Annotated in this window: 19 protein-coding genes and 1 pseudogene; 9 read left to right on the top strand and 11 right to left on the bottom strand. The window is 71.7% G+C overall.

The genetic code is table 11. The features are described from left to right. Nucleotides 1-6: 6 nt before the first annotated feature. From LIV37_RS52480 to LIV37_RS03780, 6 genes and pseudogenes are all read right to left on the bottom strand, one after another. Complete coding sequence (locus tag LIV37_RS52480; RefSeq protein ID WP_369293940.1) at nt 7-66, bottom strand: putative leader peptide; 60 nt, start codon at nt 64-66, stop codon at nt 7-9. Nucleotides 67-392: 326 nt separating this feature from the next. Continuing rightward, entirely contained in the window at nt 393-1,412 is a 1,020-nt protein-coding gene (locus LIV37_RS03800; protein WP_243146484.1) for a GlxA family transcriptional regulator, read from the bottom strand. Then, nucleotides 1,409-2,056, bottom strand: a complete 648-nt coding sequence (locus LIV37_RS03795; RefSeq protein ID WP_020865770.1) for an HD domain-containing protein — start codon at nt 2,054-2,056, stop codon at nt 1,409-1,411. The genes LIV37_RS03800 and LIV37_RS03795 overlap by 4 nt, the downstream gene beginning before the upstream one ends. Nucleotides 2,057-2,236: 180 nt before the next feature. Continuing rightward, nucleotides 2,237-3,235, bottom strand: a complete 999-nt coding sequence (gene speB, locus LIV37_RS03790) for an agmatinase (RefSeq protein ID WP_020865769.1) — start codon at nt 3,233-3,235, stop codon at nt 2,237-2,239. A 253-nt stretch (nt 3,236-3,488) separates the two neighbouring features. Continuing rightward, nucleotides 3,489-4,352, bottom strand: a complete 864-nt coding sequence (locus tag LIV37_RS03785; protein WP_121825841.1) for an IclR family transcriptional regulator — start codon at nt 4,350-4,352, stop codon at nt 3,489-3,491. Nucleotides 4,353-4,550: 198 nt separating this feature from the next. After that, nucleotides 4,551-4,751 (bottom strand): annotated as a pseudogene (locus LIV37_RS03780) (hypothetical protein); the annotation flags it as partial. Nucleotides 4,752-4,878: 127 nt separating this feature from the next. On the opposite strand from LIV37_RS03780, the gene LIV37_RS03775 reads away from it, so the two are divergent. The 8 genes from LIV37_RS03775 (at nt 4,879) to menC (ending at nt 14,106) form a co-directional block, all read left to right on the top strand. Beyond that, the gene (locus tag LIV37_RS03775) at nt 4,879-6,246 is read left to right on the top strand and encodes an MFS transporter (RefSeq protein ID WP_202979659.1); all 1,368 of its coding nucleotides are present in this window, start codon (nt 4,879-4,881) and stop codon (nt 6,244-6,246) included. Between the two features lie 160 nt (nt 6,247-6,406). Beyond that, complete coding sequence (locus tag LIV37_RS03770) at nt 6,407-6,898, top strand: LamG-like jellyroll fold domain-containing protein (protein WP_020865765.1); 492 nt, start codon at nt 6,407-6,409, stop codon at nt 6,896-6,898. Between the two features lie 157 nt (nt 6,899-7,055). After that, on the top strand, nt 7,056-8,183 hold the full coding sequence (locus LIV37_RS03765) for an isochorismate synthase (protein WP_158634942.1): 1,128 nt from the start codon (nt 7,056-7,058) through the stop codon (nt 8,181-8,183). A gap of 18 nt (nt 8,184-8,201) precedes the next feature. After that, nucleotides 8,202-9,644, top strand: a complete 1,443-nt coding sequence (locus LIV37_RS03760) for a glycoside hydrolase family 88 protein (protein ID WP_148717873.1) — start codon at nt 8,202-8,204, stop codon at nt 9,642-9,644. Then, nucleotides 9,644-11,410: a 2-succinyl-5-enolpyruvyl-6-hydroxy-3-cyclohexene-1-carboxylic-acid synthase gene (gene menD, locus LIV37_RS03755; protein ID WP_020865762.1), complete on the top strand. Its 1,767-nt coding sequence runs from the start codon at nt 9,644-9,646 to the stop codon at nt 11,408-11,410. Before LIV37_RS03760 ends, menD begins: the two co-directional genes overlap by 1 nt. Beyond that, the gene (locus tag LIV37_RS03750; protein WP_020865761.1) at nt 11,395-12,156 is read left to right on the top strand and encodes an enoyl-CoA hydratase/isomerase family protein; all 762 of its coding nucleotides are present in this window, start codon (nt 11,395-11,397) and stop codon (nt 12,154-12,156) included. The genes menD and LIV37_RS03750 overlap by 16 nt, the downstream gene beginning before the upstream one ends. Next, nucleotides 12,153-12,932 carry an SDR family oxidoreductase gene (locus tag LIV37_RS03745; protein WP_020865760.1) on the top strand — a complete coding sequence of 260 codons (780 nt, stop codon included), beginning with the start codon at nt 12,153-12,155 and terminating at the stop codon, nt 12,930-12,932. Before LIV37_RS03750 ends, LIV37_RS03745 begins: the two co-directional genes overlap by 4 nt. Nucleotides 12,933-12,993: 61 nt before the next feature. After that, nucleotides 12,994-14,106: an o-succinylbenzoate synthase gene (menC, locus tag LIV37_RS03740; protein ID WP_020865759.1), complete on the top strand. Its 1,113-nt coding sequence runs from the start codon at nt 12,994-12,996 to the stop codon at nt 14,104-14,106. Nucleotides 14,107-14,188: 82 nt separating this feature from the next. Here the strand turns inward: menC and menE are convergent, their stop codons facing one another. The 4 genes from menE to LIV37_RS03720 all read right to left on the bottom strand — a co-directional run bounded on the left by menE (nt 14,189) and on the right by LIV37_RS03720 (nt 17,542). Next, the gene (menE, locus tag LIV37_RS03735) at nt 14,189-15,346 is read right to left on the bottom strand and encodes an o-succinylbenzoate--CoA ligase (RefSeq protein WP_121825844.1); all 1,158 of its coding nucleotides are present in this window, start codon (nt 15,344-15,346) and stop codon (nt 14,189-14,191) included. Between the two features lie 177 nt (nt 15,347-15,523). Further along, entirely contained in the window at nt 15,524-16,018 is a 495-nt protein-coding gene (locus LIV37_RS03730) for a DUF5709 domain-containing protein (RefSeq protein WP_020865757.1), read from the bottom strand. A 96-nt stretch (nt 16,019-16,114) separates the two neighbouring features. Beyond that, nucleotides 16,115-17,092 (bottom strand): hypothetical protein, encoded by a 978-nt coding sequence (locus tag LIV37_RS03725; RefSeq protein WP_020865756.1) that lies wholly within the window; start codon nt 17,090-17,092, stop codon nt 16,115-16,117. An 87-nt stretch (nt 17,093-17,179) separates the two neighbouring features. Then, complete coding sequence (locus tag LIV37_RS03720) at nt 17,180-17,542, bottom strand: DoxX family protein (RefSeq protein WP_020865755.1); 363 nt, start codon at nt 17,540-17,542, stop codon at nt 17,180-17,182. Nucleotides 17,543-17,637: 95 nt separating this feature from the next. On the opposite strand from LIV37_RS03720, the gene LIV37_RS03715 reads away from it, so the two are divergent. Continuing rightward, the gene (locus tag LIV37_RS03715) at nt 17,638-18,522 is read left to right on the top strand and encodes a LysR family transcriptional regulator (protein WP_020865754.1); all 885 of its coding nucleotides are present in this window, start codon (nt 17,638-17,640) and stop codon (nt 18,520-18,522) included. On the opposite strand, the gene LIV37_RS03710 is transcribed toward LIV37_RS03715, so the two are convergent. Then, nucleotides 18,497-20,632, bottom strand: a complete 2,136-nt coding sequence (locus tag LIV37_RS03710) for an alpha-galactosidase (RefSeq protein WP_020865753.1) — start codon at nt 20,630-20,632, stop codon at nt 18,497-18,499. The genes LIV37_RS03715 and LIV37_RS03710 overlap by 26 nt on opposite strands. Nucleotides 20,633-20,782 lie beyond the last annotated feature (150 nt).

The following is a 20,782-nucleotide window of genomic DNA, read 5'->3' as shown; positions in this document are numbered from 1 at the left end:
AATGGCTCAACGGCCGGCGGCACAGATGGCGCTGGCTTGGCGTCGCAGATCGACGTGCAGACGCACGGCGAATTTCTCGGCTTGGCTCACATTCAGCAGGATGGCAGCGCCTTACAGTCCCCGTCAACGACTTCGGGATTCCGTCTCAGGACGTGGGCGCCCCGCGCGCACCCTGGTGGAGGTGGACCCTCCGCCTCGGGAGGAGCTACGGCGGGATGGTGCCCGGCGGGGCACCGGTCGCACCGATGGGGAGCCGGGCGGCAGATATATGCAATGTTTGTCGCTCGGAACGGATTCTTCCGCACTGATTCGTGCCACACTGAACGTAGGCCCTCGCCGTTCCCCCGTCGGTGAGGGCCGTTTGCTGTCGGCCCACCGTCGGCCGATGTCCCTCAGCGCGTCCGGTCGCCGAGAGTGCTGCGGAAGCGCGCGCGGTACACCGTCGGTGAGACCCCGAGGGTGTGCTGAAAGACCCGGCGCAGCGACTCCGAGGAGCCGAACCCCGCCTGCCGCGCCACCTCCTCGACCGTGCCGGTGCCATCGGCGAGCAGGGTCTGGGCGGCCTCCACACGGACCGATTCGACGTAACGGCCGGGGGTCATGCCGACCTCGGTGCGAAACAGCCGCTCAAGGTGACGGACGCTCACACCGCCCTCGTCGGCCAGCGTGGCGAGCGTATGGCCCCCCGCGGGGTCCGCGGTGACACGGTCCATCACCCGGCGCACCGCCGGATGCCGGGGTTCCCGCGGGGTCAGCCGCGCGCTGAACTGCGCCTGCCCGCCCGGGCGGGCCATGAAGACCACCAGCTGTCTGGCCACATCGCGTGCCACGTCCGCTCCCCAGTCCTCCTCGACCAGGGACAGCGAAAGGTCGATCCCCGCGGTGATACCGGCCGATGTGGCCACCTGACCGTCCCGGACGAAGACGGGATGGCCGTCCACCCGCACCTGCGGATAGGCGGCGGCCAGCTGGGAGGCCAGTTCCCAGTGCGTGGCGGCACGGCGGCCGTCCAGGATGCCGGCCTCGGCCAGGACGAAGGCCCCCGCGCACACGGACGCCACACGCTTCGCCCGCGTCGACAGGTCGGTCACCAGCCCGATCAGGCCGGTGTCGGCCACCGCCGAGCGCCAGTCCCTTCTGCCGGGGACCAGCAGGGTGCCCAGGCGTCGCGGCAGTGTGCCGGGCGCGCCATCGGCACTGATCACCAGCCCGGACGAGGTGGTGACGGCGTCACCGGCGAGGGAGACGACCCGTACGTCGTAGTCGGCACCGTAGTGATTGGCCGTGGTGAAGACCTCCACCGGGCCGGTGACATCCAGCAGCTGCACCCCGTCGAACGCGACGATCGCGACGGTGCGGACACCACCGGACGCCCGTGGTGTCCGCGATGGTCCCGCCGCCCGCCGGGCTATTCCGCCCACCGGGAATCCAGGATCGTCCGGACGAAGTCCCCCCGCTCGAAGCCGGGCACGAAGTGTTCCAGGACATCCGCCTTGACGTTGCCGAACGTCGTCTCCGGCTTGGAACGGACGCCGTCGGTGAACGCCCGCAGAATCCGGTTCTTGAAGTCGGGGCGCGGATGCAGCGCCACGACCGCCTCCCGGTCCTCGGCGGCGAGATCCCCATATCCGATGCCGAGCACGTCGTACTCGACACCGGCCGTCACCAGGGCCACTTCCGGTTCCATGAACTCGGGGACGCCGGGAGTGGTGTGCAGGGCGATCGCCGTCCAGACCCGGCGGACGCTGTCCTCGGGGACACCATGAGCCTGCAGGAACCGCTTCGCCTCGTTCGCGCTGTCCACCTCGAAACGGCGGCCGCTGGCATGGAACGCCTCGTTCAGGCCCACGTCGTGGAACATCGCCCCCAGATACAGCAGCTCCGGGTCGAAGCTCAGATCGCGCCCGCGGCCCCGCAGACTGCCGAAGAAGTACACCCGCCGTGAGTGGTGATAGATGAGCTCGTTCGTCGTGTCACGGATCAGCTCCGTCGCCTCGCGCGCCAGCGCCGTGGACGGCACCTTCACACCCGCCGCGATATCAAGGTCAGTCGTCATCTATCCGCTCTCCGTGTCCGTAGCAGTACGCCCCGGCGGTGGGACGCTGTCCACAGCCTCGCGCGGCGGCCGGACCGCTGCCATGACGATAGCGCCCTGTATCCCACGGATTGCGACAGGAAACGCCATGGCGTGAGCTGGTCTCTTGATCCGCCGAAAACGCGACGTGAGGTCGCGTGTCTACGACGGCTTGTTCTCCTCCATCCAGCGGAAGAAGGCGATCTGCCGGGACATGAGGGTGATCAGCTCATACGCGGTGTGCGAGGCGGCCACGGCGGTGATCTCGGCGTGGTCGTACGCCGGGGCGACCTCGACCAGGTCGGCGGAGACCACATAGCAGTCGGTGAGCCCGCGCACGATCTCCAGCAGTTCGCGTGAGGTGAGGCCGCCCGCCTCGGGGGTGCCGGTGCCGGGGGCGTGTGCGGGATCCAGCACATCGATGTCCACGGAGATGTACAGCGGCCGTTTGCCGATGCGCTCCTTGAGCTGCTGGACCACCTCGTCCACCCCGCGCCGCATCACATCGGCCGCGGTGACGATCCCGAAGCCCAGTTTGGTGTCCTCGTCCAGGTCTTCCTTGCTGTACAGCGAGCCGCGGGTGCCGACGTGGGAGAGTGCGGAGGTGTCGAGGATGCCCTCCTCGGCCGCGCGGCGGAACGGAGTCCCATGGGTGTACTGGGCGCCGAAGTGGGAGTCCCAGGTGTCCAGGTGCGCGTCGAAGTGCAGCAGTGCCACCGGGCCGTGGCGGCGGGCCACCGAGCGCAGGAGCGGGAGCGCGATGGTGTGGTCGCCGCCCAGTGTCATCAGCTGCGCGCCCGTGGACAGCAAAGCGTCCGCACCCGCCTCGATGCTCTCGACCGCCTCGTCGATGTTGTGCGGATTGGCGGTGATGTCACCGGCGTCGGCGACCTGGGCGTAGTGAAACGGATACACGTCCAGGGCCGGATTGTAGGGGCGCAGCTGGCGCGACGCCTCCCGGACGGCGTTCGCCCCGAAGCGGGCCCCGGGCCGGTAGGAGACACCGGCGTCGAACGGCACCCCGACCACGGCGATGTCCGCGGTGCCGACCTGGTCCAGGCGGGGGACGCGGCCGAATGTTGCTGGGCCCGTGAAGTGCAGGGTGGCGTCCGTCTCCTGGGGCGGGACGGGCCTGGGCGCGTCGGGACAGTTCGCGGTCATGGTCGGCGCTGGATCCTTCATCTGTGGGGGGCAGCTGTGTGGGGGTGTGCATCTGTGTGGGGGAGTGCCGGCCCGTGGGAGGCCGTGGTGCGTGGACGAGCAGGAGAGTTCCGTGCCCATGACACGTGGCGCATACGCCGGGAGCCAGCCATGCGGCCGGGGTTTCTCGGATCCGAGAAGCCCGTTCCGTGAACGCCTCGGTCAGCGGCCCTTCATCTTTCCGCCACGTGGCGAAGGCAGTTGCGACGGTCACTCACCGCGAGCCGCCCTGCGGGCCGCTCTGTGAGCCGCCCTGTGTGCCGTCCGTTCCGTGGGCATGGGGCGCGTGGCCGGCCACCGCAGCCGTCAGCCGCGCCGCGCCCTGTTGCAGGATGTCCCGCACATGGTCCGCTCCATGCCGGTGGTGGTGGCGGCGCCATGTGCTGCTGACGGCCGCTATGGGCCGCTCGTTGTGATCGAACGCCGGCACCCCTATCGACCGGAGCCCGTCGGAGACCAGCTCGACCTCCTCCGACCACCCGCGCTCACGGTCCCGCGCCAGCAGGTTCCGCAGCTCCGCCAGCGACCGGGGGCCTCTGCCGGTACGGGTGCAGAGATCCCCCGGCCGGGGGAAGACCGCCCGGAGGTGCGCCTCGCTGGAGTGGGCCAGGATCGCACGGCCGTTGGCCGTGAGGTGGGCCGGCAGCCGGACGCCGACGTCGGTGACGGGAGCGGCGTCGGTGTACCCCGAATGGCCGCTCGTCGGCCGCTCCTTGAGGAGGTAGACCGTCTCGGCGCCGTAGAGGATGCCCAGGTGCACCGACTGGCCGAGCCGGTTCGACAGGGTGCGCAGAATGGGGCGGGCGAGTCGCTTCAGGGGCTCGTGCCGCAAGTAGGCGGAGCCGATTTCGAAGGACGCGACGCCCAGACCGTATGCCTGCTCCTCCGGGACATAGGTGACAAACCCGCGATCAACCAGCACCGCGAGGATGTGGTAGAGCGATGAGCGGGGCATCTCCAGGTCTCTGGCCAGCGCCGATGCCCGAACTGGCCCCGAGCGGCCGGCGAGGTGCAGCAGGACGTCCAGCGCCCGCCCCACGGCCGGCGAGGCACTTGATGCCGTCCGGCGTTCACTCACGTCTCACATCCTTGTGGTCCCCCGCCGCCACAGGCGGCCGCCCTTCCTCACGGCACGACACGGTCGGCCGGGCAACCGCTGGCCCGTGCACGTACCTTGGTCGTCTCCGATCGTAGAACCGGGTACCGATCCCCTCCCACCCGGCCTCCGGGGAGTGCTCGGGCCGGGCGACGGGCCTGGTCGGACGGGTGATCCGGGTCAGGAGCGGGGAAGCCCTTCCGCGGTGGCACGGGCCTCCAGGCGGACCACGACCCCCTTCGACGTCGGCTGGTTGCTGATCTCGGCCACGCTGTCGAGCGGCACCAGGACGTTGGTCTCGGGGTAGTACGTGGCGGCGCAGCCGCGTGTGGTGGGGTACGGGACCACCTCGAAGTCCTCCGCGCGGCGCTCCACACCATTCCGGCCGGCCGCATATGGATCTTCACCGTCAATGAATGAGAATCTGCAATCAACCTATTGTTTGACTGTATGAATTCATGCATGCTGGGCCGTCCAAGCGGTGAACCGGTCGGTCGGGAGGCAAGGCGTGGCAGTGGACACGGAGGCGGCGGACGCACGGATGGCGGGGGAGCGGGAGGCGGCGCCGGGCTCCGCCTCGACCGAGCCACTCACCGGGTTCCACATCCGGGTGACGGCGACCACCTTCGGGGCGAACTTCTCCGACGGCTACGCCCTCGGTGTCATCGGCGCGGTGCTGCCCGCGCTCGGCGAGACCATGCACCTGTCCGGCGTCTGGCAGGGTCTGCTCGGCGCGTCCGCCCTGATCGGCCTGTTCTTCGGGAGCATCCTGCTGGGGCGGGTGGCGGACGTGATCGGACGCCAGAAGCTGTACCTCTACAACTTCGTACTCATCGCGGTCGCCTCCGCCGCCCAGTTCTGGGCCCACAGTCCGCTGGTCCTCTTCCTGCTCCGGCTGGCGATCGGCTTCGGTCTGGGCGCGGACTACGCCGTCGGCCCGACGCTGCTCTCCGAGTTCGTCCCCGGCCGGCTGCGCGGTGTCCTCCTGGGCTCGCTCACCGTGCTGTGGACCGTCGGCTACGTACTGGCCAACATCCTGGGCACCTACATCCCGATCAACGGCACCACCGCGTACTGGCTGCTGGCCAGCGGAGCCCTGCCCGCCCTGCTGGTGCTGCTGCTGCGGATCGGCATCCCCGAATCCCCGAGTTGGCTGGCCGCCCGCGGCCGCGCCACCGAGGCCGCCCGGATCCGCCGCACCTACCTGGGGCAGTCCGAGGCCACCGCCGCCGACGCGGAGGCCGCGGCCGCCGCGCAGCCACCCGCGGCGCGCTACCGCGAGCTCTTCGCCCGCGGCCAGGCCACCAAGACCTGGTTCGGTGTCATCTTCTACAGCGCCCAGGTGCTGCCCTACTTCGCCATCTACACCTTCATGCCGCAGATCCTGGCCACCCTGAACATCTCCGGGGCCGACATCCAGAACCTGGTGCTCAACCTGGCCCTGCTGCTGGGCGGGGTGATCGGGCTGTGGCCGGTGCAGCGCCTGGGCCGCAGGCCGTTCACCATCGGCACCTTCGCGATCCTCACGCTGTCTCTGGGGGCCATGGCCGTGCTCAGCGAAGGCTCCAGCGGGGCGCTGATGGTCCCCTTCCTGATCTATACCTTCGTCATGGCCGGTGCCTCCACCATCACCCAGGTCTATCCGGCGGAGCTCTTCCCCACCGCGCTGCGCGGCTCCGGGGTCGGCTTCCTCAACGGCACCAGCAGGGTCGCGTCCGCCATCGGCACCTTCGTCCTGCCGGTCAGCCTGAGCCACTTCGGCGCGGGCTGGTCGATGGGATGGATGGCGCTGGTGCTGCTGCTCGGTACGGCCGTCAGCCTGGCCTGGGCGCCGGAGACCCGGGACACCCTCACCGCCGAGGACCTGCACCACTGAACCGCGTCCGCCGGCGCGGAGGCTGCGGACACTTCACATCACCCACGGACACCGGCCCGCCCCGGGCCGGTGTCGCCCCTTGCACACGGAAGCCATTCATGTGCTCTTCCCCGTCCGTTGCCGGGCATCTTCCTGTGGCCGGGTTCCCGGGCTCCATAACGTGCGCTCCATCCCTTCCGTCCCACCGCGTGGAGCAGCGCCATGTGCGGTCCCCGTCGGACCGGTCGACCGGGCCTTCCGGCTCCTGGGCGAGCGGGAGGGCGCGCCCGTCGAGGACTCCGTCCGGATCAGCGACCACTCCGGCCGCGGCAACCACCTCACCAAGGTCACCATCCCCGGCGGCCCCGCCGACGCCCTCATCTGGTCCGATGAGCACCACCCGGTCCGGCCGGGACACGGCAGCCTCTCCTTCCACACCTGGTGGCGCGCGGCGGTGGTGAACGACGGACGGCACACCACGATGTATGTGGACGGCTGCCCGGTGGCGCGCAACCCCTCGGCCCCGGCCGGCGGCCTCACCACGCTCGGGCTGCCCTGGCTGCTGGGCGGCTATGAGTACGGCGGGAAGATCGACCAGATCATGTACGGCCGGATCGGCGATGTCCGTGTCGTGGACCGGGCGCTGCCGGTGTGCGACTTCATGTCCTCCTGACCGTACGGCACCGGCCGTTCCGGCGATGCGTAAGTGTCCATCAAGTGAACTATCGCATTGATCGGTTCTTGACGCATTTACCAGTCAATGCAAGGCTGTTGGGACGCTTTACGTAAAAGATCATAACCCAACCAGAACGGACGGGGGCGTTCCGTTGGTGGCACGTTCGCAAGAAGTCGTCGATGACGCGATCGACCTTCTGGATAATCGCCGATTATTCTTTTCCGGGCCGGACCGCACACTCCTCGGAATTGAACCCATCACACACCATCTGGTCGATTCCGGGGAAGACATAACCCAAGCGCTGGCGGCTGGCGGGGGAATCGGCTTCGTGGCCTTTCCGTTTCAGCGCCAAGAGCCCATCCGGCTCGCGGTTCCCGCCCGGACACTGAGCCTGGAGGGGACGCCCGACCACCGTCGCCTCCTCGCCTCGGTCCCGGCCCCTTCCGCCAAAGGCGGTGAACCCGGCGCATACGCGCTGCGGCCCAGCGAACCGCCGGAGCAGTGGTGCGGCAGCGTCGCCGACGCGGCGCGTGCGGTGCGCCGCGGAGAGCTGCGCAAGGCGGTGCTCGCCCGCCGCATCCAGATGGAGTGCGACACCGAGATCCAGCCGCCGGTGGTGCTGCGGCGGCTGGCCCACACCTTTCCCTCCGCCTATCTGTTCTCCGCCTTCGGCCTGGTGGGCGCCAGCCCGGAACTGCTGCTCGCCAAGCGCGGGCGGATGGTGGAGTCGCGTGCCCTGGCCGGCACCATCCGCCGTGGCGGCGACGCCGAGTCCGACCGCCGGCTCGCGTCCTGGCTCCAGGAGTCCCACAAGAACCAGGAGGAACACCGGGTCCTGCGGGAGGTGGTGCTGGACGCCCTGACGCCCAGCACCACCTGGATCAAAGCCAACGAGCGGCCCGAGATGCTGAAACTGGCGAACGTCCAGCATCTGATGACCCGGGTCCGGGCCGAGCTCAAAGCCGACCACCCGCCATTTCTCCAACTGGCGGCCATGCTTCATCCGACACCGGCCGTGTGCGGATGGCCCCGCGACAAGGCGTACGAAGTGATCGAGCGCCTGGAGGGCTGGGACAGAGGACTTTACGGAGGGGCGCTGGGCTGGGTGGACGCGGAGGGAAACGGCTGTCTCTGCGTGACCATTCGCTGCGCCGAGATACACGGCAGAAACGCCACCCTGTACGTCGGGAACGGCATTGTCGCCGACTCCGATCCGAAAGAGGAACTGGCCGAGACCCGCGCGAAGCTGGGCGCCATTCTGCCCGCGCTCATTGCGCCCTGAACAGGCGAGGGATCATCAATGGCAAGCGCACATCATGTTCCCGCGAGCACTGTGGACGCGCCGGGCGTCCCCTTCCCGTCGGACCGGCGCACCCCGCTGACATGGTCGACAGCGGCCATCGTCAGCGGCCGGACGCCCACAGTGCTGGGGTGGCACTCCACGGCACCCCTCTCCCCGGGGCGGCTCCGCCTGTTCGTCGCCTGCGACGTGCGGGACGTCCGCCGCGTCGAGGCCGTCTCGGCGGGCACCGGCCGGCCGCTCGGCGCGTTCGACATCCGGTACGCCGACTGCCACCAGCCCTACGATCTGCCGCTGGACACCGAGGCCGTACGGGCCGTGCTGGACGAGGGCGTACGGCTCACCCTCACCGCGGAACCGGCCACCGAGCCACTGTGGATCTTCTCCGGCCCGGAGGCCCCCGTCGAACGGCGGCCCGCGCTGTTGCTGGACGCCGCGGACCCACCGGCCCCGGCCGCCGCACTCCACCGCCACCTCACCGGCCTGGCCAGCGTGCAGTCGTTCGGATGGATGGAGGGATGTGTGCTGGACGCGCTGTACGACCTGCACACCACCTTCCCCGGCGACACCCGCGCCGAGACGGCGCTGCGCGACCACCTCGCCGTCTATGTCCACGGCACCCGGCTGCGCTACGAGGATCCGCGCGGCCGCCCCGCGAACGACCGGGTCTACGGGATCGAGGCCACGCTCCCCTTCGCGGTGGTCGCGAAGCGGGATCCGCGGCACCCCACGCTCCGGCTGGCCGTCGAGTCCTGGAACGCCCGGACCGATCCCCATGGATGCGTCAAGGACGACCCGACCACCGCCGAGGGGTGCTACACCGTCGCCTACCCCATGGCCGTCCTCGCGAAGGCCACCGGGGACACCCGGCTGCGCGAGGCGGCCGCCCGTCAGCTCCGCGTTCGGCGCAGGCGGCTGACGTGGGACGACGACCTCTACCTGAGGCTGCTGCCCGACGGCAGCCGTGTCTACCGCAACTGGGCCCGTGCGTATGCCTGGTATCTGCTCGGTCTGGTGCGCACCCTGACCGAACTCGGCGACCGGCCGGACACCGACGACCTGTGGGACGAGGCCGCGAGGGCCGCCCGGCTCGCAGTGTCCAGGCGCAACGCCGCGGGCATCTGGGACTGCTACCTGGCGGAGCCCGCCACCGGGGCGGAGACCTGCGGATCCGCCGGTATCGCCGCCGCCCTGGCGCTGGGTGTGGAGCGCGGCCGCTTCGCCGCCGATCGCGAGGGCGTGGTGGCACAGGAGGCATGGGAGGTGTTGTGCGACCGGCTGACACCGGACGGCTGGCTCGACGGCTCCTCCCCGTCGAACAAGGGCGGTGAGGAGCTCCAGCGCAGCGGCTACCGCATGCTCTCCGGCGTCGGCTCCGGACTGCTGGGCCAGCTCGGCGCGGCGCTGACCCGGCTCGGTGCGGTGAAGGATTGGACACGCTGATGGGGGGCCGTGAATCCATGGACGGATACGCAGCCGACACCGAGGGCGGCGCACAGGCGGCCTTCGCCGCCACCCTCGTCGACGAGTGGGTCCGTGCGGGGCTGAGCGAAGCCGTCATCGCGCCCGGCTCCCGCTCCACCCCGCTCGCGCTCGCCCTCGCCGAGGACGGCCGGATGCGGCTGCACATACGCCTCGACGAGCGCGCGGCGGGCTTCCTTGCCCTGGGGCTGAGCCGTGCCACCGGGCGCGCCACCGTCGTGGTCACCACCAGCGGTACGGCGTCGGCCGAACTCCATCCGGCGGTCGCCGAGGCCGATCTGGCGGGAGTGCCGATGGTGGTGTGCACCGCCGACCGCCCCCCGGAGCTCCAGGGAGTGGGCGCCCCGCAGACCATGGTCCAGACGGGCCTGTACGGATCGGCGGTGCGCTGGGCCGTGGCCGTGGCGGTTCCCGAGCGGGGCCAGGACGGCATGTGGCGCTCCCTGGCCGCGCGCGCCGTGGCGGAGGCCGGGGCCGGACCGTCCGGGCCCGGCCCCGTCCACCTCAACCTGGCCTTCCGCGACCCCTTGGTGGCGCGCCCCGGCCCCCTGCCCCCCGGTCGGCCGGACGGGCAGCCCTGGCACCACATCGGCCGCCCGGTCCTGACCGCCACCCCGGCGGACGTGGCCGCCGTCGCGGACGGGCACGAGCGGGGTGTCCTGCTCGTGGGCGCGGGTGCGGGCGATCCGGCCGCCGTGCACGAGGCCGCCGCGGCACTGGGCTGGCCGGTGCTGGCCGATCCGCGCTCCGGCGCCCGTACGCCGGGCCCCGGCACCGTGGCGGCGGCCGACGCCGTCCTGCGCGGCCCGCACGCCCGTGACCGGCTGTGTCCCGAGGTGGTCGTGCACCTCGGAGAGCGCTGGGCCTCCCGGGCAGTGGCCGACTGGCTGCGGCAGCCCGGCATCCGGCATGTGCTCGTCGACCCGGACTGGCGGTGGCGGGACCCGGACCGGCTGGCCGCCACCGTGCTGCGCACCGATCCCACGGCCTTGTGCCGCGCCGTGGCCGAGGCGGTGCCGGAGCCGTTGGCCGGGCCGGAGTGGCGCACCGCGTGGACATCGGCCGAAGCCACCGCGCAGGCGGCCATGGCAGATGCCCTGGACGGCCGAGCCGACCTCACCGAACCGCGCGTGGCCCGTACGCTCTTCGACGCCCTGCCCGCCGAGGCGACGCTGGTGGTCGGATCCTCGATGCCCGTACGGGACCTCGAGTGGTTCGCCGCGCCCCGCCACCGTCCCCCCGCCGTGCTGGCCAACCGCGGTGTCAACGGGATCGACGGCACGATCGCCACCGCGCTCGGCGTGGCCGCGGCCCGGGGTCCGGTGGCCGTGCTGCTGGGTGATCTGACCTTCCTCCATGACGCGGGCGCGCTGCTGGGCGCGGCCGAGGCACCGGATGTGAGCTGCACGCTCGTTGTGGTGGACAACCACGGGGGTGGGATCTTCTCGTTCCTGCCGCAGGCGTCACGCCTCCCGGAGGACACCTTCGAGCTGCTCTTCGGCACCCCGCAGGCCGCCGATGTGTGCGCGGTGGCCGCCGCCTATGGAGTCGGTGTCGTCCGCGTCGCGGACGAGGGGGAGTTGCGGTCCGCGCTGAAGGAAAGGGTGGGCTCCCCGGGCGTGTCGATGATCCATCTGTGCACCGACCGCGCGGCCAATGTCGCGGTGCACGACCGGGCCCACCGGACCGTGGCCCGCGCCCTCGAAGAGCTGTGGCCGGCCCGGTGATCGGCGTCGAGCGGGACCGCGCCACCGGAGTGGCACAGCTGCGGATCGACCGCCCCCGGGCGCGCAACGCGCTGACCACCGAGGCGGCCGCACGGTTGCTCCGGGCCGTGGAAGACGCGTTGGCCGATGACGCGGTGCGCGTGCTCGTCCTCAGCGGCAGCGGACCGGACTTCTGTGTCGGGGGCGACCGCGACGAGGAGCTGGGAGACGAGGGCAGCGCGGGCCGGCTGCGGGTCTTCGCGCGGTTGCAGCGCACGGTGGCCGCCGCGCCCAAGGCGACCGTGGCCGCGATCGAGGGACGCTGTGTCGCCGCCGGTGCGGAACTGGCCGCCGCCTGCGACATCCGGGTGGGCGCCGAGGATTCGGTGTACCGCTTCCCCGGCTCCCGCCTGGGAGTCCCCGTCGGGGCGGCGAAACTCATCGGGCTGGTCGGCCTGGGCGCCGCCAAGGACCTGCTCCTGACCTCCCGCTGGGTGACGGCACACGAGGCCTGCCGCCTGGGGCTGTTGCAGCGGCTCGTACCACCGGGCCGGGCGGGTGCGGAGGCCACCGCGTGTGCCGCCGAGATCTCCGCCAACGACCCGAGCACGACGGCGCTGCTCAAGCACCAGCTCCAGCGCTTCTCCGGGGTGCTGGAGCGGATCGACGCCGAGCTGCTGGCCGCGGAGTCCTTTACCGGCCCTGAGCCGGAAGCGCGGAGGGGCACGCGACGGGGCACGCGGCGCGAAACGGGGCGAGGAGCATGAGGCTGACCGGCATAGCCGAGGTCACGGCCCTGGTCACCGGCGCGGCAGGAGCCATCGGCGCCGCCACCGCCCGTCAGCTGGCCGCCGAGGGAGCGGTCGTGGCCGTGGCGGACGTCGACGAGGACGGGGCACACACCGTGGCCCGGCGGCTGGGCGGCACGGCACACCCCGTGCGCCTCGACGTCACCGACTCCGGCGAGGTGGAACGGACCGTCCAGGACGTGGAGGACCGGCTCGGCCCGATCGGCATCCTGGTCAACGCCGCCGGAGTGCTCGGCCGTACCGCCCCGCTGACCGAGCAGGAGGACGCCGAGTGGGAGCGGGTGTTCGGCGTCAACGTCCGGGGGACCTTCAACTGCGTCCGTGCGGTGGGCCGGCGGATGGCGCGGCGCGGACGCGGCTGCGTCATCACCGTGGCGTCGAACAGCGCCGGAATCGTCAAGTACGACCAGGGGCTGTACGGGGCCTCGAAGGCGGCCGCCCAGTACCTCACCAACTGCGCCGGACTGGAACTCGCCGGGCACGGCGTGCGATCCGTCGTCGTGGCGCCGGGGACCACCGAGTCCCCGATGTCCCGCGCCAACGCACATCTGCCCGGCCGCAGACAGGCGCTGCTGGAGGGAGATCCCGAACGCCATCGGGTGGGTATTCCCCGCGGCACCCTGGCCGAGCCCGAGGACATCGCCTCCGTCATCGGCTTCCTGGTGTCCGACCAGGCGGCCCACATGACGATCACCACCGTGACGGTGGACGGCGGCTCCACCCTCAGGCCCTAGAGAACACCACCACTTCATCTCTCGACGACGCCGTCTCCCGGCGAACGGGAAGGGGACCACCGTGCCGCGCATCGACCGGATCGACCTCTCCGTGGTGGAGCTGCGGCTCACCCACGGCTTCACCGCCAGCACCCACAGCGCCAAGACCCTGCTGCATGTGGTCGTCCGCGCCACCACCGCCGACGGCCTCACCGGATGGGGCGAGGCACCGGTGCCGGTGGACCCGTACTACCTGGGCGAGACGACCGACACGGTGTGGTCCGTGACCCGCGACTTCCTCGCCCCGGCGGTGCTGGGCCGCTCCTGGGACACCATCGAGGAGTTCACGGCCCTCTACGGCCGGGTCAAGGCCAACAACTTCGCCCGCTGCGGCCTGGAGATGGCCGCGTGGAACCTGCTGGCCGCCACCACCGGCCGGCCGCTGGCCACGCTGCTCGGCGGCGCGGCGCGCACCCGTGTCCCCGCCGGCGTGAGTGTGGGCATGGACAGTGACGACGACCGGCTGTGCGAAACCATCGGGCGCTACGTCCAGCAGGGCTACCAAAGGGTGAAGGTCAAGATCGGCCCAGGAGCCGATGTGAAGGTGCTCGAGGCGATCCGGAACCGGTTCCCTGAGCTGCCGCTGATGGCCGACGCCAACTGCGCCTACACCCTCGAGGACCTTCCACGGCTGCGCGATCTGGACGCGTTCGGCCTGATGATGATCGAGCAGCCGCTGGCAGTGGACGATCTGCTGGACCATGCCACGCTCCAGAAGGAGCTGGCCACACCGCTCTGCCTCGACGAGAGCCTCACCTCCGCCGGACGGGCCCGGGAGGCGCTGGCGCTGGGCAGTTGCCGCGTGGTCAACATCAAGCCCGCTCGGCTGGGCGGCCTCCTGGAGGCCGTCCGGGTCCATGACGCCTGCGTCGCGGCCGGGGTACCGGTGTGGTGCGGTGGCATGCACGACTTCGGCATCAGCCGAGCGGCCAACGTGACGCTCTCGGCACTGCCCGGTTTCACCTTGCCCGGTGACAACTCCGGCTCCGACAAGTACTTCGGCGAGGACATCGTCACACCGGAAACGCGGGCGGTGGACGGCCTGATCGAGGTTCCGGCCATGGCCGTGCCGTACGAGGTGAAGGAGGACTTCCTCAAGGCGCACACCCGGCGCCGCACCCAGGTCACGGCCTGAGAGCGGGGCCCGGCCGGTGAGGGCCGGGGGCCAGGCCGTAGGGCCGGGCCGTGGATGACGCCCGGGGCGTACGTCCCCGGCCTCACTCCGCCGTGAACAGGCGGCGCACGCCCGGCCGGTCCGGCTTCCCCACGCCACGCAGTGGCAGGGCCTCGACGACCCGGATGGCCTTGGGCGCGGCGGCGCGCCCGAGCCGCTCCCGGACCGCGCCCTTCAGCACGCCCACGGCCGTCTGCCCCAACGCCCCCGGTTCACGCGGAATGACGGCGGCCACGACGATCTGCCCCCACTCCGGGTCGTCCACCCCCACCACACACGCGTCCCCGACACCGGGCTGTTCCCGCAGGACCTGCTCCACCACGGACGGGGACACCTTCACACCGCCGGTGACGATCACGTCGTCCGCCCGGCCCAGCACCTGAAGACCGCCGTCCTCCCGCCGGCACCCGAGGTCGTCCGTGTGGAACCAGCCGTCGCCGAAGGAACGGGCCGTCAGCTCGGGCCGGTTGAGATAGCCGGACGCCAGGGTCGGTCCGCCGAGAGCTATCGGGCCACCCGCGGCGGGCCCGGCCGCCCCCTCGGGTGGCGGACCGATCCGCACCCGCACCCCTTCGAGCGGCACCCCGTCGTAGACGCAGCCGCCGGCGGTCTCGGTCATGCCGTACGTGGTCACCACCCTGACACCCGCCTCACGCGCCCGCGTCAGCAGCGGCTCGGGTGTGCCGGCGCCGCCCAGCAGTACGGCGTCGAACTCCCGTAACGCCACCAGGCCGGGGCCGCCCGCGTCCAGCAGCCGCCGGATCTGCGTGGGCACCAGCGCGGTGTAGCGGCAACCCGCGGCGCGGAACCGCTCGGGCCGGAAGCCCTGCCGCAGATCGTGGACCACTGCCTCCGCCCCGGCCAGCAGCGAGCGGACCAGGACCTGCACGCCCGCCACATGGTGTGCGGGCAGCGCCAGCAACCAGCGCCCGGGGCCTCCGAGCCTGGTGTGCGTGGCCTCGGCCGACGCGCGCAGCGCCCGGGCGGAGAGCAGCACCCCCTTGGGTTCGCTGGTGGATCCGGAGGTGCCGACCACCACCGCCGTTCCGGACGGCACGGGCCCGTGGGTGCCGAATCCCGGCGAGCCCCCAGTGGCCGCCACCGGCAGTACGGCTTCCCCGTTCCCCTCGACCGCCACGGCCAGCGCACGCGACAGCGCACCGACCGTCTCCACCGAACCGTCGCATGGCAGGATCAGCATCGCGGTCGCCCCCTCCGCGAAAAGATGTCCGTCATCACGCGAGCGATCGCCTCGGCACCGCGAGACCGCTCACCCCTCCGGCCACGCTACGGCCCGGTGGCGGGGCGTGCCGACGTCAGCCGAACGTTCTGTCAGGAAGCTGCCACGGCATCCGTTCCGCCGCGCGCTGTAGCTGGATCAACGATCCGGTTCCGCGTCGTCCGCCGCTTCGAGTTGTTCATCCGGGACGGTGTGCACGGCGGCTTCCTCGGCACCGGCGGCGCCCGCGTCGATGCCTTCGTCCCTGGCGATGGCTTCCTTGGTGGTGTCGGTGTGCGCTCCCTCGTCGGGGGCGACGAGTCGGCCCGCGCGGTCCGTTCCCGCCTCGGGGTCGATCGGTTCGCCCTCGCCCTCCTGCAGATCCCCCACCCCGTCGCCCGCTGGAGCCTCGACGTCGGGGGTCTCTTCGGCCAGCCGCTGGTCGAGCGTTTCGCGCTCGCGCTGTTCGGCCGCGGTGGTGCCGTGCTTGGTGACACCCAGTGGCTTCTCCGGTGGCGAGTAGCCCTCGTCGAGCATCTCGTCGTAGCCGCGCTCGTCCAGGGAGTCCTGGGCGTCCAGGGGGGCCGCGTCCTGCTGCTCCTCATTGGTGCCGGTCGGTTGGTAGACGTCGTCTGCCCTGTCGTCGCTCATCATCGCTGCCTCCCTCGCATGGTGCTTCGTCCGGCCTTCGACCGGTCTGGGCCGTCCGGCGCGAACTCATGCAGCCGGGTTTCCTGTCCTGCCTGTTCCTCACACCGTCGGCGGTTCTCCTTGACCGGTGAGTTGTTCGGCTTGTGCCGCCGCGTCCGTGGCCCGCCGCCTCGCCTCATGGACCGCCCGGTCCGCCTTCCGTGCCCGCGTGCGGGCCTCCCGGACCGCGTCATCGGCCTCCCGCTGCTCGCCCTCGGCCTCTTTCAGCCGCTTTCTCAGGTCCGCCAGACGCTGCTGCGCCTGGTGTCTTCGCTGGGCGGCCCGGCCTTGCTCCTCCTCGGCCGCGGTGAGTTCCGCCTCGCGGGCGCGCAGCCGGCGCTCGGCGTCCTCGGCCTCCCGGTGTGCGCGGGCCCGCCGCTCCCGCTGTTCGCGGCGCTTCTCCTGTTCCGCGCGGCGCCGCTCTCGCTCTTGTTCATGGCGCCGCTCCTGCTCCTGTCGTTCGCGGCGCCGCGAACGAGCGGCGTCCAGGTCGGCCACCCGGCTGCCGGCGGCCCGCTCGCCGTCGCGCGAGGTGGGTGGCGCGGACCGGGCGGCGCCGGCGACGAGCGGGAATCCGGTCGGCGCAGTGAGCGGTTTGGTCAGTCGCCCCCGCACCCATTCCCGGCCCGCTTCCGGGTCGGCCAGCACGGCGCGCAGTGTCTCCTCCACCTCGCGCCGGGCGCCCTCGCCGATCGGTTGCCCGGCCTGGGTGGTCAGATCCCTGGCCTGGCGGGCGAGCGCCGCGATGACCTGGCGCTGTTGTGCGGACAGCTTCCGCAGTCGCCCGCCGTCCAGATCCCGGTGTGCTTGCCGCAGGGCCTCTCCGAGCCGAAGGACCTGCTCGGCCTCGTCCGGCTGCCGCCGTACCAGCAGGTTGCTCGCCCACGCCGCCTTGGTGGGGCGGCGCAAGCGGCGGATCCGCTCGGCCAGCTTCCGGTCTCCCGCGGTTCGGGCGTCCTTGGCGCGCTTGTCGCGGGCGGCGGTGAAGTCCGCAGGTGGCAGGGCGTACAGCTCATCGGCGACGGCGTCCAGGTCCACCAGCCCTCCTGCCCGGCGTGGATCAACCTCCTGGGATTATTTTGTCACCTTTTGGATGGGCGGGCCCATGAGTGGCCCTGCCCGATGTCACAGCCATGCCGTCGCCGGCCAGATGGTCACGGCCGCGGCGAGAAGGAGCGTGATGTTGAGCGCCACCTGGCGGTCTCCCCGGCGCAGGTGCACCCTGGTGGCGCCGATCTGCAGGACCACGAACCCGATGGCCGCGGCCAGGGCCAGCCAGGGCGCGATGCCGGTCAGCGGCGGGAGGATCAGCCCGATCGCGCCGAGCACTTCGATCACGCCGATGGCCCTGACGGCCGCCATCGGCGTGGTGTCCACCCAGGCCATCATCGGCCGGAGCCGCTCACGGCTCCGGACCACCTTCACCCCGCCCCCGTAGAGGTAGAAGAGGGCGAGCAGACCGGCGACGATCCAATACGCCACGTTCACGATTTCTTCAGTCACACCGCGATTCCACTGCCGGGCCGCCGTGACCGTCCAAGACTTCTTCTGTGGTGCCGATACCGGATGGGTATCGTTGCACCATGGAGCTACGCACGCTGCGCTATTTCATGGCGGTCGCCGAGGAACTCCACTTCGGCCGGGCCGCCGTCCGGCTGCATATGAGCCAGCCGCCACTGAGCCGGGCGATCAAGCAGCTGGAGGCCGAGCTGGGCGCCGCGCTGTTCCGCCGCTCGTCCGCCGGTGTCACGCTCACTCCGGTGGGGGCCGTGCTGCTCGATGAGGCGCGCGCCCTGCTCGACCACGCCGACCGGGTACGCGTACGCGTGGCGGCGGCAACCGGCACCACGAGCCTCACCGTGGGCATCCTGGGGGACAGCACCGACCCGGACGCCACCCGGCTGGCCCGTGCCTACCACCGGCGGCACCCGGGCATCGAGGTCCACATCCGCGAGACCGACCTGACCGATCCCACCTGCGGGCTGCACGCCGGGCTGGTGGACATCGCCCTGACCCGCGGGCCGTTCGACGAGACCGGGCTGACCGTGCACGAGCTGCGCGCCGACCCGGTGGGCGCACTGCTGCGGGCCGACGATCCGCTGGCCCGCCGCGACGGCCTGAAACTGGCCGACCTGGCCGACCGCCGCTGGTTCCTGTTCCCGGAGGGCACCGACCCCGTCTGGCAGTCGTACTGGAACGGCGGGGAACCTCGCGAGGGCCCGGTGGTGCGTGGCGTCCAGGAATGCCGCCAAGCCGTGCTGTGGAACGGCACGGTCGGCATGACGCTCGTGGACCACGAGCCGCCGGACGGGCTCACCGTGGTGCCGCTGGCCGACATGGAGCCGAGCCGCGTGGTGGTGGCGTGGAACGAGGCCGACACGAACCCCCTGATCCGCTCGTTCGTCGAAATCGCCACCGCCGCCTACCGCGGCAGTGGCGGTGTCACGTCTCGTCCCGCCCCATCCTGACCAGGTGCACGGCCGTGCTCGCCCAGTCGCCGGACGGGAGGTCCGGGCGGAGTCCGTACTCGGCGAGCACGGTGGCGTGGTGCACCTCACCGGTGCGGGTGTCGCGGTAGCGGGCGCCGGGGGTGAGCCCGCGCAGCCGTACCGGCAGCCGCGGGACTCCGTGGCGCGGACCGCGCTGCCAGGCCAGCACCAGGGTCTCGGTGCCGTCCTCGGCGGCGTACTGCACCACGGTCGGCACCTCGCCGTGCGGCCCGGACAGCCGGTACAGGGCGCCGTGCTGGACGAGGTGGCGCACCCGTTTGTACTCGGCGACCAGCTCGGCGCCCTCGGCGAGTTCCGCCTCGGACCAGCGGGCGAGATCCCCGCCGATGCCCAGCAGCCCGCACATCGCCACATGGAAGCGGAACCTCAACGGCACGGTGCGGGAGGTGAGTTGATTGGGCACATCGGTCACCCACGCGGACATCGTGCGCGCCGGGTGGAGCTGACCGAAGCCGTGCTGGATGACCAGACGGTCGACGGCGTCGGTGTTGTCCGACACCCACGCCTGGTCCGTACGGGTGAGGATGCCCAGATCCACGCGTCCGCCACCGCCACTGCACGTCTCGATGCGCAGCCCGGCGTGGTCGGCCCGGAGCCGGTCGAGGACGCCGTACAGATTGGCCACGTAAGCCGTCCACAGCCGGTCGTGGCCGTCCGGGATGCCGGGCCACCCGGCCTCGCTGAAGGCGCGGTTCATGTCCCATTTGAGGAAGTCGATGCCGTGGTCCGTGACCAGCCGGGTCAGCCAGCCGTGGGCCCAGTCGGCCACGTCGTCGCGGGCGAAGTTCAGGACGAGTTGGTTGCGCAGCTCGCTGCGGGTCCGGCCGGGTGTGTGCAGGACCCAGTCGGGGTGCTCGCGGTAGAGGTCGCTGTCGGGGTTGACCATCTCCGGCTCCACCCAGATGCCGAAGCGCATGCCCAGGCGGTGCACCGTGTCCGCCAGCGGGCCGAGGCCCCGCGGGAAGCGCTCCCGGGCCGGGGTCCAGTCGCCCAGCCCCGCGTGGTCGCCGCGCCGGGCCCCGAACCAGCCGTCGTCGACCACGTACAGCTCCACGCCCAGGGCGGCGGCCCGCTCGGCAAGCGCCTTCTGGTTCGCCTCGGCCACGTCGAAGCCGGTGGCCTCCCAGGAGTTGTAGAGCACGGGCGCCACCTCCCGCCCGTGCGGCAGGACGTGGCGCAGCGTGTACGCGTGCCAGGCCCGGCTCGCCGCGCCGAACCCGCCGTCCGTGAACAGCCCGGCGAACACCGGGGTGGTGAACTCCTCGCCCGGCGCGAGCGGTACGCATATGCCCTCATGGCCGACGCCACCGGTGAAACCCGCGCGTCCGTCCGGTGTGCGCTGCGTGGTGATGCGCCAACTCCCGCTCCAGGCGAGGGCCGCGCCGAACACCCGGCCGTGCTCCTCGCCGGCGTCGCCCCCGTCCACCATCACCCAGGGACCGGCGTGGTGGCTGGGGATGCCACGCCTGCTGGTCAGCACGGTCTCCCCGTGCGGCAGGCGCTCGCGGCGCAGCTGACTCTCCGCGGACCACTGGCCGGTGACATGGCTGAGCCGGTAGTCGGCCAGCGGTGGCAGGGACCAGGCCGCCGAGTCGGCGCGCTCCAGGCTGACCCGTTGCTCACCGTCGTTGCGCAGCACCGTCCAGCGCTCGATGACATCCGTGTCGTCCCGCACCCGGTAGTGGAGCGCGACGTACAGCGGATAGTGGCGATCGCGGAATTCCAGACGGAGTTCGCCGACGCCGTCGGAGGGGGTGAGGACGCGGTGCCCGGTCGGCTGCCATTCGAAGCCGCGTGAGCCGTCCGCGTAGCGGACCTGGAGGGACGGCGTGCCGTAGCGCGTGCCGCCGTCGACCGGCAGTTCCTCGCCCACCGCGGGCCGCCCCTCGAAGCTGCTCGCCGCCTCCCCGGCGGGCACGACCAGCTCCGCCGCCTCCCGCGGCGTCAGCCGCGGCCCCCAGGCGAGGTGGCAGGGCGCGCCCGTCTCGTCGATGTGCACGGCGTACGAGGTACGGGGCGTGGTCAGCAGCCAGACCCCGGTGTCCGGGGCACGGGAGATCGTCGGCATCGGGCCTCACGTTCGAAGGGCGGCGGGGGAGCGGCGGGTGCGGCGTACGGATGCGGGGCGCTCGGCGAGTGGGAGAAGAGGGTCGCCCAGTAAGCCAACGAGACCTTCGAACGCATGTCAACACCCCGGCATGAGTCATGCTTTGGAATC

This window comes from Streptomyces rapamycinicus NRRL 5491 (genome assembly GCF_024298965.1).
In the GTDB taxonomy this organism is placed as follows: domain Bacteria; phylum Actinomycetota; class Actinomycetes; order Streptomycetales; family Streptomycetaceae; genus Streptomyces; species Streptomyces rapamycinicus.
Note: the sequence above shows the minus strand (reverse complement) of the source record. Positions and strands in the feature narration are given on the sequence as shown.

Coding starts and splice junctions, on each gene's coding strand:
- LIV37_RS03745 (WP_020865760.1), top strand. CDS start 12,153: ATGAGGCTGACCGGCATAGCCGAGGTCACGGCCCTGGTCACCGGCGCG.
- LIV37_RS03710 (WP_020865753.1), bottom strand. CDS start 20,632: ATGCCGACGATCTCCCGTGCCCCGGACACCGGGGTCTGGCTGCTGACC.
- LIV37_RS03760 (WP_148717873.1), top strand. CDS start 8,202: ATGGCAAGCGCACATCATGTTCCCGCGAGCACTGTGGACGCGCCGGGC.
- menE (WP_121825844.1), bottom strand. CDS start 15,346: ATGCTGATCCTGCCATGCGACGGTTCGGTGGAGACGGTCGGTGCGCTG.
- LIV37_RS03715 (WP_020865754.1), top strand. CDS start 17,638: ATGGAGCTACGCACGCTGCGCTATTTCATGGCGGTCGCCGAGGAACTC.
- speB (WP_020865769.1), bottom strand. CDS start 3,235: ATGACCGCGAACTGTCCCGACGCGCCCAGGCCCGTCCCGCCCCAGGAG.
- LIV37_RS03795 (WP_020865770.1), bottom strand. CDS start 2,056: ATGACGACTGACCTTGATATCGCGGCGGGTGTGAAGGTGCCGTCCACG.
- menD (WP_020865762.1), top strand. CDS start 9,644: ATGGGGGGCCGTGAATCCATGGACGGATACGCAGCCGACACCGAGGGC.
- LIV37_RS03730 (WP_020865757.1), bottom strand. CDS start 16,018: ATGATGAGCGACGACAGGGCAGACGACGTCTACCAACCGACCGGCACC.